The following is a 12044-nucleotide window of genomic DNA, read 5'->3' on the forward strand; positions in this document are numbered from 1 at the left end:
CCAAAGGCTCCGCGCCGTCGCCGCGGCCACCTCCAACCTCTCTTAGAAATCGATGGGATTTGAATGGACAGTTAGAGGGATCGGCTCAAGCCTCCTCCGCCACTTCTCCCGTCTCGGGCCGCAGCAGCGGAAAGGCAATGACATCGCGAATGCTGGGGGCATCGCACAGCAGCATTGTCAAGCGGTCGATCCCCACGCCCAGGCCGCCGGTGGGGGGCAGGCCATATTCCAAGGCCGTGAGGAAGTCTTCATCCAGAAAGTGGGCCTCCTCATCTCCGGCTGCCTTCAGGGCTGCCTGGGCCTCCAGCCGCTGCCGCTGATCCACCGGATCGGTGAGCTCCGAGTAGGCGTTGGCGGTCTCCCGCCCAACAATGAACAGCTCAAAGCGCTCGGCCAGCCCCGGTTTGCTGCGGTGAGGCTTGGTAAGAGGACACACATCCAGGGGGTAGTCCAGAACAAAGGTGGGCTGGCGCAGGCGGCTCTCGCAGCAGTGCTCAAAGGCTTTGACCAGCAACTGGCCGGGGGAGTCCTGGGGGGAGAGATCGGGGATCCCTTGGGCGGCCAAGGCCGGCAACAGCTCTTCAGGGCATCCCTTTTCCACATCGATGAAAATGCCAGTGGCCTCCTCCACCAGCTCCTGCATCGTCACCCGTCGCCAGGGAGGGGTGAGGTCGATGGCTTCCCCTTGGTAGGTGAGCTGCAGGGATCCCCGCACCGCCAGGGCGGCGTTGCAGACCAGGGTTTCCGTCAGCTCCATCATGGTGTGGTAGTCGGCGAAGGCTTGGTATGCCTCCAGCGAGGTGAACTCCGGGTTGTGGCGGGTGGAGATGCCTTCGTTGCGAAAGACCCGCCCAATTTCATAGACTCGCTCGATCCCGCCCACCACCAGCCGCTTCAGGTGCAGCTCGGTGGCAATGCGCAAGTAGAGATCCAGATCCAGGGCGTTGTGGTGGGTAACAAAAGGCCGCGCCTCCGCCCCGCCGGGGATCACCTGCAACACTGGCGTCTCAATTTCCACAAAACCTCGCTCTTCCAGAGTCTGCCGCAGGGAGCGGATGATCTGGGCGCGGTCGAGCAAGGTCTGCTTGACCTCAGGGTTGACGATGAGATCGACGTAGCGCTGGCGGTAGCGTTTCTCCACATCCCGCAGGCCATGCCACTTGTCCGGCAGGGGCAGCAGGGCCTTGGTCAGCACTTGGTATTCATCCACCCGCACCGACAATTCCCCTTTTTCGGTGCGCTTGAGGCAGCCCTTGGCCCCCAGCCAATCGCCCACGTCGATGAGCTTGTCCAAGTTCTTGAAGGCCAGCTCCCCCATATGCTCCGTCAGCCGTTGCTTCTCCAGGTAAAGCTGGATGGTGCCGGAGCGATCCTGAAGGGTAAAGAAAGCCAGCTTGCCCATGACCCGCCGCGCCCGGATCCGCCCGGCCACCGCCACCTGCACATCCTCCCGCTCGCCGCCGGGCTCTAGGTCGGCAAATTGCTCCTGCAGCTCGGCAGCCAGATGGGTAACAGGAAAAGAATAGGCATAGGGCGGGATCCCTTGTTCCCGCAGGTGTTGGGCTTTTTCCAGGCGGGCGGCCCGTTGGGCGGCTTCGCTGCTGCTGGGGAGAGTGGACATGGCAGTGGATAGGCAATGGACAATGAAAGCCCCATCAGGGGCGGGATCCCCTTTTCAGGCTTCCGGCGGCGCGATCCCGTGGGAACGCAGCAGCTCCAGAAGGGCTTCAGCCCGCTGGCGTTCTCTTTCGGCGCGTTGATACTCTGCCTCGGCCCGTTGGCGTTCTCTTTCGGCCCGTTGATGTTCCAAAGCAGCCTTCTCTTCCCCGGTGGGCAACACCTCCCCTTCCCGATCACACCAGCGTAGCCATTCCGTGTTCACGCCCTCGAAGGATCCCTGCCAGAGGGTCAAGCCCAACCCGATATCCTCCAGCCAGGTGGACTCGAAGGGGACAAATTCACCTCCCCGCCGCTGAAAAAGGGCCAGAGGGGATCCCTGGAGTTCCCTTAGTTGCCGCAAGGGAGAGGCTACGCCCGCTGTGCGATCGTAGACCGCGTAGTAGCTGACGCCGGCACGGGCATAGTCTTTGAGTTTGCGGCCCAGCTCTTCCCCTTTGCGGTTGGAGACAATCTCGATGACTACATCCGGCGGCTTACCCATCTCCCAGACCAGGTAGGTGCGATCTTCCTTGCGCTCAAAGCTGGCGGGGGGAGCCACCTCCAGGCTGAGCATCACATCGGGCACCAGGGGAGGCAGTTTGAGGGCATAGAACAGACCGACATTGGCCGTGGCCAAAAAGGGGATCGGTTCCCCGGTGTCTTTGGCCTTGGGCTGGAATGAGGTGTAGAGGGCACCGGTGAGCAGGCGCTGCAGCTTCTCCGAGTGAATGCTGTCCACAGGCTCATCGTCCTCGATGACCAGGTCACTAATATCCGGTGGCTCTGGCAGAGGAAATGCCGCCTCCGGCATCGAGGGCTGGACTGGGCTGGAGAGTGCAGAAACCATGCTCACCGGGATCCGTTGCTGGTGCCGCTAACTGAGGGCTGGGGTTTGACTCATGCTACTGAGCTGTTCGCGCAGCAGGCGTAACCTTTTTTGAGAGTAACAAAAGTCTTCGGGAAAGTGATGAAGGCACCACCAGAGCAGCCGACGATGTTCCTGCAGCAGGCGTAGCCTCTGGAGATAGGGCGCAGCAAAACCCGGCGACGGGATGAAGTGCAAGGGGATTTTCTTGGGCAACTGCCCTCATTCTGGGCTCTGGGAACCGGGCAGAGCCACGAGCAGAGCCTCCAGCACCCGCTGCACCCGGCTCAGGCGCAGGCCGTGATCCGACAACACAGGGCTGTTGGGAATGATGGCGTGGCGAAACCCCAGTTTGCTGGCTTCTTTCAAGCGCTGCTCCAATTGGGCCACCGGGCGCACCTGTCCTCCCAACCCCACTTCGCCGATCAAGACCGTCAAGGGATCCACCTGTCGATCCCGGAAGCTGGCGGCCACGGCCACTGCTACCCCCAAGTCGGCAGCTGGCTCGGCTACCTGAATGCCGCCGGCAGAGGCGATGTAAGCATCGTATTTGGAAAGCGGGATCCCCACCCGTTTTTCCAGCACAGCCAAGATCTGCAAAAAGCGGTTGATTTCAATGCCGGTGGAGGTGCGGCGGGGGGAGCTGTAGCTGGTGGGGCTGACTAGGGCCTGCACTTCCACCACCAAGGGGCGGGTGCCCTCGCAGGCAACGATGGTGGCTGTTCCGGGCATGGCCTGATCCCGGCTGCTCAAGAAAAGCTGAGAAGGATTGTCCACCTCCACCAAGCCAGAGGCGGTCATCTCAAAAACACCCATTTCCTGGGCTGCCCCAAAGCGGTTTTTGACGGCGCGCAATAGGCGGTGGCTTTGGAAGCGATCTCCCTCGAAATACAAGACCGTGTCCACCAGATGCTCCAGTACCTTCGGCCCGGCCAGGGATCCATCTTTGGTGACATGGCCCACAATGAGCAGGGCCACCCCCAACTTTTTCGCCACTCGCATCAACAGGCCGGTGCATTCCCGCACCTGGGAAATGGATCCCGGTGCTGAGGTGAGCTGCCCCCAGAAGATGGCTTGGATGCTGTCGATCACTGCCACCCGCGGTTGCAGAGCCTGGATCTCCGCCACGATGGCCTCCAGGTCGGTCTCGGCCAAGAGGTAGAGCTGCTCGCTTTCCACCCCCAGCCGCTCTGCGCGTAGCTTGATCTGCTGGGCTGATTCTTCCCCCGACACGTATAAGATGGGCCCGCTCTTGGCCAGGTGGGCAGCGCTCTGCAGCAGCAGGGTGCTCTTGCCAATGCCCGGATCCCCGCCAATCAACACCAGGGATCCCGGCACAATGCCACCTCCCAACACCCGGTCAAACTCGCCATAGCCGGAGGAGAGGCGAGGGTGGCGATCTGAGGAGACCTGGGAGAGGGGGAGGGCCGACCGGGGGATCCCATTGGCGCGGTTGGACCTAGGAGCGAGGGCTTGGGCCCGTGGGGACTTGGCCGCTGGGGCGACGACCACTTCCGTCAGGGTGTTCCAGGCGCCGCAATGGTCGCAGCGGCCCAAAAACTTGGCATAGCGCTCGCCGCACTGGCTGCACTCCCAGACGGTTTTGGCCTTGGCCATAGCCGGGGACTCCTAGGCCTGGGGAGCAGCGGCGACAGGGAGGGGCACCTCCGGCAAGACCAGGGATCCGCACTGGGCGTGGTGGCGCAGCAGATGGTCGCAGAGGACCAGGGCCACCATCGCCTCCACCATCGGCACTGCCCGCGGCAAGACACAGGGATCGTGGCGTCCCCGCGCCGCCAAAACCGTCTCTTGCCCATTGAGGGTGACGGTGTTTTGGGCCTGGCGAATGGTGGCGGTGGGTTTAAAGGCCACCCTTAGGAGGATATCTTCTCCGTTGCTGATGCCCCCCTGGATGCCGCCGGAGCGGTTGCTGCGGGTACGCCAGCCGGCAGGGGTCATGTAAAACTCGTCGTTGTGCTGCTTGCCCGTCAGGTAGGTGCCGGCAAACCCCGAGCCGATCTCAAAGCCCTTGCTGGCTGGCAGGGACATCACCGCCTTGGCCAAGTCGGCCTCCAGCTTGTCAAACACCGGGGATCCCAGCCCGCGCGGCACCCGGCGGGCTACACACTCCACCACTCCCCCCAGCGAATCCCCTTCCCGCGCCGCCTCCTCAATTTTTTGGATCATGGCCGCCGCCGCTTGGGGATCGGGGCAGCGGACGATGTTGGCCTCCACCTGCTCTGCAGTTACCGAAGCGGGATCCACCTGGGCTTCCACGTCTTTTACCCGCTGCACGTAGGCCAGGATCTCCACCCCTGCCGCTAGGCGCAGGATCTTCTTGGCAATGGCCCCGGCAGCCACCCGGCCAATGGTTTCTCGCGCTGAGGCCCGTCCGCCCCCCTGCCAGTTGCGGATGCCGTACTTGGCCTGGTAGGTGGCATCGGCATGGGAAGGGCGGAAGGTGGTGGCCATCTCCTGGTAGTCCTGGGGGCGGGCATCCTGGTTGCGCACCAGGATGTGGATGGGGGTGCCCAGCGTAAAGCCCTGAAAAACCCCGGAGAGGATCTGGCAGCGATCCGCTTCCTGGCGGGGCGTCGTGATGGGGCTCTGGCCAGGACGCCGCCGATCCAGCTCTGCCTGAATGTCGGCCTCGCTCAAGGGCAGCCGCGGCGGGCAGCCATCCACCACCACCCCCACCGCCCCCCCGTGGGACTCGCCATAGGTGGTCACGCAAAACAGGACACCGAAGGAGTTGCCGTTGGCCATGGGATCCCCAAGCAAGAAGCCGTTACTCGCAGGCGGCTGGGAGAGACTGTTTTCTATTCTGCACTAGGGGAGTGGCGGGCAGTGCGGTGCAGCTGGCGGCAGCCGGCAATTCCCCGCAACACCAGGTGGGGATCCCAGCGCAGCTCTGGGTCAAGCGGGCCCAAGTGAGGGTGGAGCCACTTCCCATCCCCGCCGGTCAGCAGCAGGGGGCCTTGGGGAAAGCGGCGACGCCAGTCGGCAATGAACTCGCGCAAGCCAGCCAAGAGGGTGTGGAGGATGCCGCTGCGGATGGCAGCCACGGTGTCGTTGGCCCAGCGAGGGGGCAAGGGATCCTGCGGATCCCACTGCACTTTGGGCAGCAGGGCTGTGTGATCAGCCAACGCCTGCGCCTGCAACCCCAGGCCGGGCAAGATGGCCCCTCCCACCAGGGATCCTTCAGAGTCAGCTCCTGTGAGGGTCAGGGCAGTACCCGCGTCGATGACCAAACAGGGCCAGCCGTAGTGGATCCCGGCAGCCCACAAGGCCAAGGCCCGATCCAGCCCCAGCCCTGGGTAGGGATCCCGCAGCGGCACCTGCGATAGCTCCAATCGATGCACCCAAGGGGATTCCGGCGGCAGGGGAGCAGAGCCCACAGGAGCCAGCCACAGCTCTGTCTGCTGCGGCCAGGACAAGGGCTGGTGGGCAGGAAACTGCTCCACCTTCACCAGGGTCTCCCCCACAAACCAGCCCCAGCGCACGTGAGTGTTGCCCAGCACGGCTGCCAGCCATTCACGACAGCGGTGCGAAGCGCTGAGATCTGCCCCCTCCTCAAAACTCATGCAGCAGCTCTGCCTCCACGCGAAACAGCTCCACCGGCTGGTCGGCAGGGATCCCGGCCAACCTCTTAGCGGTAGCAAGCTGCCATTCTGTCGTCAAAGCCTCTCCCGGCAGCAACACCGCTCCCCGGGTTCCAGAGCGGACAAATAGGCCCATGCGGGTGGGGTCCACCTGCTCCACAGCGGCAAAAGGACTCCGTCCCGCCGACGCAATGGGCACCACCCGCCGCACAATGGCTACCTGAATGGAGGCCGACTCCAGCTCCCCGGGTTGCAGAGGTACGTAGCGCCAATCGCGGGTGACTGCCCCCACCGCCGCCCGGATGGTGGCCCTGGCCAGGTCCTCGCCGCTGGGATCCAAGCTGCCCCAGCAGCCACGGGGCCGACCCTCTGTACTCACCGTTACAAAAACCCCCGCAGAGCGCCGCCAGTGGGGCGGGATCTCCTCTGGAGGTGGCAGCACCTGGCCGGTGGCGAAGTAGTAGGCAATGGCCTGACGCGCCAGCGCCGGCAGGGTGTCAGGGAGAGGTTGTCGCCGGCTGGGAGAGGGGATCCCTTCTGAATCGGACTCCGTCCCGCCAGTGCGATCCCGTAAGCGGTGCGAGGCACCCATGGACTCCGGCGGAGGAACAGGGGCAGTTGTCTCAGAAGGCTGCGGCAGGGATCCCGTCCACAAGCCCAGCCCCGCAGCCAGGAGCAGGCCGATCGCGTTAGCGGGACGGAGTCCTTGAAGACCCAGCAATCGAACCGTGAAGTGAACTCGGCAGGTGAACACCCAAGAGAATCCCGTTGGTGGTCACAACAACCGTACTCTAAAAGCTACGCCCTCTCTGCTGCAAATACTTGAAAACGGTGTTCAAATCCTTGTCGCCGCGCCCAGAACAGTTGACCACTACCCGTTGCTGGGATCCGAGCTGTGGGGCCAAAGTTTTCAGGTAGGCCAGCGCATGGGCCGTCTCCAGCGCGGGGATGATCCCTTCCAGCCGCGACAGCAGCAGCAACGCCTCTACGGCCTCATCATCGGTGGCAGCGTAGTACTCGGCTCGTCCAATTTCTTTCAGATAGCTGTGCTCGGGCCCTACACCGGGGTAATCCAAGCCGGCGCTGATGGAGTGGGCCTCCTGCACCTGCCCTTCTTCATCCTGCAGTAGGTAGCTCATGGCTCCATGCAGGACTCCAATCCGACCGCGGTTGAGGGTGGCAGCGTGGCGGGGCGTGTGCAGCCCTTCTCCGGCGGCTTCGATGCCGATCAGTCGCACCCCTGGATCCCGGACAAACTCGTTAAACAGGCCCAGGGCATTGGATCCGCCTCCCACACAGGCCAGCAGCACATCCGGCAGCCCTCCCCATTTTTCCTGGCACTGCTGCCGCGTCTCCTGGCCGATGACATCGTGAAAGGCCCGCACCAGCTTCGGGTAAGGGTGGGGCCCTGCCACCGTACCGATCACATAGTGGGTGGTCTCCACATTCGTCACCCAGTCGCGGATCGCCTCCGACAGAGCATCTTTGAGGGTGCGCGTGCCCGATTCCACTCCCCGCACCTCAGCGCCCAAAAGGCGCATCCGCTGCACGTTGGGGGCCTGCCGCTCCATATCCAGCGCCCCCATGTAGATGACGCATTCTAGGCCAAAGCGGGCGCACACGGTTGCCGTGGCCACCCCATGTTGGCCGGCGCCAGTCTCGGCAATGATCCGCCGCTTGCCCATGCGCACCGCCAGCAGCACTTGGCCAAGGGCGTTGTTGATCTTGTGGGCGCCGGTGTGGTTGAGATCTTCCCGTTTGAGGTAGATCTGCGGGCCGCCGTAGTATTCGGTTAGCCGCTGGGCAAAGTAGAGGGGGCTGGGCCGCCCAACAAAATCCCGCAACAGGTTGTGAAACTCGGCGCGAAAGTCGGGATCCCGCCAGTGATGCTCAAAGGCTTCCTCCAGCTCCGTTAGGGCGCTCATCAGGGTTTCCGGCACAAACCGACCCCCAAACGGCCCAAACCGCCCCTGGGGATCCGGACGCACCTGCGGGTCAAGGGGATCCAAAACACGAGGGGGAGAAGCAAGAGGAGCTGAGGTCATGGCAGAGTCCGTCCGGGCCTTGTAGCCTGCAACTAGAGAGAGGCTTTCCCATTCTACAGAAGGAAGGGGCGATGACCAGTCTCGCCTCTCTTCTTCTGCCGTGGGATCCCGAAAAGTTGTTTTGAACAAGGGTCTTCCCAGGATTTTTAAGATAAGGCCGTCCGATTTTGAGGCGGCCTTATGGACAAGCATCTGCAAGAGTTGCTCCAGCAAGAAGATCAAAAGCGCAGAGATGAAGAGGTGCGGCGCACCTATGCCCTTTCTCAAAAGTCCGAGGGGATGGTGATCCTTCTGTCTATTCTGCTTGCCTTCGGAGCCTACCTCTACACGCGGCGGTGGAAAGCTTTGATGGTTTTTCTGGGGTGGTGTCTCTTCATCGGCGTGTTGTTTAGCGACGAAGAAGGAGAGGTTTCTCTCCCTGGGCTGTTTCTGGCCTCTACCTGGGCAGCGGTAGACAATTGCAGCGCTATCCAGCGGGCAAGAGAAGAAATCGAACGGCTGCGCTCCGGCCAAAACCCTGATGTTGATCGGCAAACTTAAACTTGGTCGACAAAATAAAATAGTGGCCCAAAAATCGGTATTTTATTTCAAACTCTCGAAAAAGATGCTATACCTACTATTTCAAGTGGCACCCAGATACAAGCGGCGCAACCGACCCATTCTCAACGGCAGTGAAACTTGGATTCCTATTCCCTTTGTCTTTTGGGAAAGAGCATGCCTCTAACCCCCAAAACCCTGAACTTTGCTGAATTTACTGAGCTTTAGGCGGTTTGGCAAAAGTCATTGAGAGGGATATAGTAGACCAAGTTTCCCCCTGATCCTTGAGTCCACCGCAACGGTTGCCGGGAAGTGAAGGGGGAAAGCGCTCGGGGGGTATTCCTCAGGGCTTTGCGGGATACCGCCTTCCTGCTCAGAGATAGGCAGGATGCGATCGCTTCTTTCCTGAACCATGTTCAGGAGAGTTCAGCGTGAATGTATCAGCTTGGACAAACCAAATTCTGTCCCCCTAGGAGAGGGGCTGGAGGTGAGAGAGCTTAGGATAGCTACAGATTAGAGCAATCAAAACCATGAAGTCTGCTGCTCGCCTAGCTTGTCTGCTTGCCGGACTGATCCTAGGAGCGGGGATCCCCGTCATTGCTCCCGCCCCCGCCCTTCCCGTTGCCCAAGCCGGTTTCCGGCCCTATCTCAATGCCCGTTTCGGCTACCGCATCGACTACCCGGCAGACTTTATCCCGCAAGGGGAATCCGACAATGGCGACGGCCAAGTGTTCCTCGGTCAAGACGGGGCTGAGCTGCGGGTTTGGGGTGGGTACAACATCTTTCAAGAAACCCCTGCCAGCGCCCTGCAGGAAGAACTTCGCCGCAGCCGGGAAAACCAGCGCCAGGTTACTTACCAAACCGTTGGCCGGGATTTCTTCGTGGTCTCCGGCTACGAGGACTTTGGCCAGCGGATTTTCTATCTCAAAAAAATCGTCCGTCCTTCCCTGCAGGCTGGCTTTGAATTCGTGTATCCGGCCAACCGGCGTGACCGTTATGACCGGGATGTGGAAGCCATAAGCCGTTCCCTGCGCCTTGCCGATCCCTGAGCCAAGCCCCGAATCTGGGACAAGATCGGTAGGGATCCCTGGCAAAAACGATGGTGAAGAAACCTCTGGATGATTGCCTGCTGGAGCGGATGCGGGTTGTTGGCCTGTCTTCTTGGCGGGCTTTACAGGCCCAGGCCGGGATCAGCCGCCGCGCCCTTGATCAGGTGCGCCAGGGGAAGTGGGGATCCCTGCGCCTGGAGCAACTGCAAAAGTTGGCTGCCGCTCTGCAGTGGGATTTGGGATCCCTGCTGCGCCTCAACGGGAATGACAAAATGGAATCCACCGATTCATCAGAAGCCCTCTTCTCTCTGCTGCAGCCGTTGCTCACCAGCTACCCCACCGTCCGCCAGATTGCCCAGCGCAAGCCCGATTGGCCGGCCCAAAACGTGATTGCCTTGTTTCGATCCCTGGATGCTCTGCTGCAGCACTGGGGGTATGAGTCCATTGGCAGCCCCCTTGAATCCGTCCCCTTCGATCCGCAACTGCATCAACCGGATCAGCCGGATATTCAGAAGGGGGATCCCGTTTACATTCGCTTTGTCGGCTACCGCCGCGGTGACCACATCCTCTGCCCAGCCAAAGTCAGCCGTTCCCTGCCTGGAGGATTGAGCTGATGGCACCTGCCCCCAAAGCGACCCTAGCCATTGATTTTGGCACCAGCAACACGGTGGTGGCAGTTTGGGATCCCGCCCAAGCAGTGCCCCGTCTCCTCACTCTTCCCGGCCTCTCTCGCCCAGACCACTCGGCTATTCCCAGCTTGGTCTACGTGAAGGGAAAAGGCCAGCTCCTGGTGGGGGAAACCGTGCGCGCCGGTCGGTGGGGGGCAGTGGATCCGCAACGGCTGTTTCAGGGGTTTAAGCGGGACTTGGTGGCGGAGTTTGTCCCTCCGCCGCGAGTTCTAGATGGAGAGCGCTACGACGCCGAGAGGGTGGCCCAAGCTTTTTTGCAGACGGTGATGGAAGCTGTCCCGAAAGAACACCTGCAGCCGCAACAGCTGGTGTTCACCGCCCCTGTCGGCTCTTTTGAGCGCTACCTCAATTGGCTGCGGGGAGTGGCCAGTGCCTGTGGCTGGGATCCCGTTCAAATTGTCGATGAAGCCACGGCAGCAGCCCTGGGCTATGCGGTTGGCCAGCCGGGATCCCTAGTGCTGGTGGTGGATTTCGGCGGCGGTACCTTGGATCTCAGCTTGGTGCGCACCCTCGCTCCCCAAGCGGGTAGCCCTGTCCTCAAAGCGGAGGTGATCGCCAAGGCCGATGCCTATGTGGGCGGGGTGGACATCGACATTTGGATTGCCGACTACCTACTGCAGCAACTGGGGCTAAGCCGACAGCAAATTGGAGCTCTGGGCTGGCTCAACCTCCTGGAGCAGGCGGAACAGCTCAAGATCGCCCTTTCCACTCAGATGGAAGCGGTGGGCAGTTGGTTTGACGACGAAGCCCTCACTGCCCATGAGTTGAAGTTAAGCCGGCAGGAGCTGGAAGAGATCCTGGAAACCCACCAGCTTTTGGATCAAATCCGCCAGTGCCTAGACGACGTTCTCCTCACCGCCCAGGCGAGGGGATTGGGCAAGAACCAAATTGAGCAGGTGCTCTTGGTAGGAGGCAGCTCCCAACTGCCAGCAGTTCAAGAGCTGCTGCGCTCCTACTTCGGCAAAAAGAAAGTGCGCTGCGAACGCCCCTTCGATGCTGTGGCCCTGGGCGCCCTGCAGGTGGGCCGCCAGGTGAAGCTGGAGGATCGCCTGCACCACAGCTATGCCCTCCGCCTCTGGGATCCCTTGCAGAAAAGCTACATCTACTACCCCCTCTTCGAACAGGGCAGCCCCTATCCCTGCCGACGGGCTGAGCCCTTGATCCTGCAAGTGGCCAACGACGGACAAACGGAGATTCGCCTAGAGGTGGGAGAAGTGGCCCAGGTGGCCCAGTCGGAAGTGGTTTACGACGAGCTGGGGCGGATGAGTAGCCGGCAGCTCACCCGGCAAACCGATTTCCGATCTCTAGCTCCTCTTGGATCCCTGCCCATTCGCCTCAGCGAGACGGAGTCCTTACCGGTTTGTCTGGCCCGTTTGCAGCCCCCTGGCCGCGTGGGAGAGGATCGCCTTCGCGTCGAATTTGCCATTGATAGCTCGCGGCGCTTGTTGGTCACCATCACCGACCTGCAAACTCAGGCGCTCTTGGCAGAGGCCCAGCCTGTAGCCACCTTGAGTTAAGAGACGAAAGTAGAGAGAAGAGAGCGTCTTCACTGCAACGGAAGACAAAGAAAGCAATGTAAAGGGCACGACATGGCCACG

At 61.6% G+C, this 12044-nt stretch carries 11 protein-coding genes; 4 read left to right on the plus strand and 7 right to left on the minus strand.

Annotated features, from left to right (window positions below):
* Positions 1-85: 85 nt before the first annotated feature.
* The 7 genes from lysS to trpB form a co-directional block, all read right to left on the minus strand.
* On the minus strand, positions 86-1621 hold the full coding sequence (gene lysS / locus ACVWXE_RS07440; protein ID WP_457489967.1) for a lysine--tRNA ligase: 1536 nt from the start codon (positions 1619-1621) through the stop codon (positions 86-88).
* A 54-nt stretch (positions 1622-1675) separates the two neighbouring features.
* Positions 1676-2506 carry a Uma2 family endonuclease gene (locus ACVWXE_RS07445; protein ID WP_457489968.1) on the minus strand — a complete coding sequence of 277 codons (831 nt, stop codon included), beginning with the start codon at positions 2504-2506 and terminating at the stop codon, positions 1676-1678.
* Positions 2507-2746: 240 nt separating this feature from the next.
* Positions 2747-4141 carry a DNA repair protein RadA gene (radA, locus tag ACVWXE_RS07450; RefSeq protein WP_457489969.1) on the minus strand — a complete coding sequence of 465 codons (1395 nt, stop codon included), beginning with the start codon at positions 4139-4141 and terminating at the stop codon, positions 2747-2749.
* 12 nt (positions 4142-4153) lie between these two features.
* Entirely contained in the window at positions 4154-5290 is a 1137-nt protein-coding gene (gene aroC / locus ACVWXE_RS07455; RefSeq protein WP_457489970.1) for a chorismate synthase, read from the minus strand.
* A 53-nt stretch (positions 5291-5343) separates the two neighbouring features.
* Positions 5344-6108, minus strand: a complete 765-nt coding sequence (locus tag ACVWXE_RS07460; RefSeq protein ID WP_414330996.1) for a pantothenate kinase — start codon at positions 6106-6108, stop codon at positions 5344-5346.
* Positions 6098-6880, minus strand: coding sequence for an AMMECR1 domain-containing protein (locus ACVWXE_RS07465; RefSeq protein ID WP_457489971.1), 783 nt, complete (start codon positions 6878-6880; stop codon positions 6098-6100). Before ACVWXE_RS07465 ends, ACVWXE_RS07460 begins: the two co-directional genes overlap by 11 nt.
* Before the next feature lie 37 nt (positions 6881-6917).
* Positions 6918-8171 (minus strand): tryptophan synthase subunit beta, encoded by a 1254-nt coding sequence (gene trpB, locus ACVWXE_RS07470; RefSeq protein WP_457489988.1) that lies wholly within the window; start codon positions 8169-8171, stop codon positions 6918-6920.
* 180 nt (positions 8172-8351) lie between these two features.
* On the opposite strand from trpB, the gene ACVWXE_RS07475 reads away from it, so the two are divergent.
* From ACVWXE_RS07475 to ACVWXE_RS07490, 4 genes are all read left to right on the plus strand, one after another.
* On the plus strand, positions 8352-8711 hold the full coding sequence (locus ACVWXE_RS07475; protein WP_457489972.1) for a hypothetical protein: 360 nt from the start codon (positions 8352-8354) through the stop codon (positions 8709-8711).
* A gap of 527 nt (positions 8712-9238) precedes the next feature.
* Positions 9239-9757, plus strand: coding sequence for a hypothetical protein (locus ACVWXE_RS07480; protein WP_457396225.1), 519 nt, complete (start codon positions 9239-9241; stop codon positions 9755-9757).
* Between the two features lie 50 nt (positions 9758-9807).
* Positions 9808-10371: a helix-turn-helix domain-containing protein gene (locus ACVWXE_RS07485; protein ID WP_457489973.1), complete on the plus strand. Its 564-nt coding sequence runs from the start codon at positions 9808-9810 to the stop codon at positions 10369-10371.
* A complete protein-coding gene (locus tag ACVWXE_RS07490) occupies positions 10371-11963 on the plus strand; it encodes an Hsp70 family protein (protein WP_457489974.1) in 1593 nt (530 codons plus the stop codon). The genes ACVWXE_RS07485 and ACVWXE_RS07490 overlap by 1 nt, the downstream gene beginning before the upstream one ends.
* Positions 11964-12044 lie beyond the last annotated feature (81 nt).

This window comes from Thermostichus sp. MS-CIW-41, assembly GCF_054058915.1.

Excerpts from the sequence above, each read along its gene's own strand:
- lysS (WP_457489967.1), bottom strand. The coding sequence starts at position 1,621 with ATGTCCACTCTCCCCAGCAGCAGCGAAGCCGCCCAACGGGCCGCCCGC.
- ACVWXE_RS07445 (WP_457489968.1), bottom strand. The coding sequence starts at position 2,506 with ATGGTTTCTGCACTCTCCAGCCCAGTCCAGCCCTCGATGCCGGAGGCG.
- radA (WP_457489969.1), bottom strand. The coding sequence starts at position 4,141 with ATGGCCAAGGCCAAAACCGTCTGGGAGTGCAGCCAGTGCGGCGAGCGC.
- aroC (WP_457489970.1), bottom strand. The coding sequence starts at position 5,290 with ATGGCCAACGGCAACTCCTTCGGTGTCCTGTTTTGCGTGACCACCTAT.
- ACVWXE_RS07460 (WP_414330996.1), bottom strand. The coding sequence starts at position 6,108 with ATGAGTTTTGAGGAGGGGGCAGATCTCAGCGCTTCGCACCGCTGTCGT.
- trpB (WP_457489988.1), bottom strand. The coding sequence starts at position 8,171 with ATGACCTCAGCTCCTCTTGCTTCTCCCCCTCGTGTTTTGGATCCCCTT.
- ACVWXE_RS07475 (WP_457489972.1), top strand. The coding sequence starts at position 8,352 with ATGGACAAGCATCTGCAAGAGTTGCTCCAGCAAGAAGATCAAAAGCGC.
- ACVWXE_RS07480 (WP_457396225.1), top strand. The coding sequence starts at position 9,239 with ATGAAGTCTGCTGCTCGCCTAGCTTGTCTGCTTGCCGGACTGATCCTA.
- ACVWXE_RS07485 (WP_457489973.1), top strand. The coding sequence starts at position 9,808 with ATGGTGAAGAAACCTCTGGATGATTGCCTGCTGGAGCGGATGCGGGTT.
- ACVWXE_RS07490 (WP_457489974.1), top strand. The coding sequence starts at position 10,371 with ATGGCACCTGCCCCCAAAGCGACCCTAGCCATTGATTTTGGCACCAGC.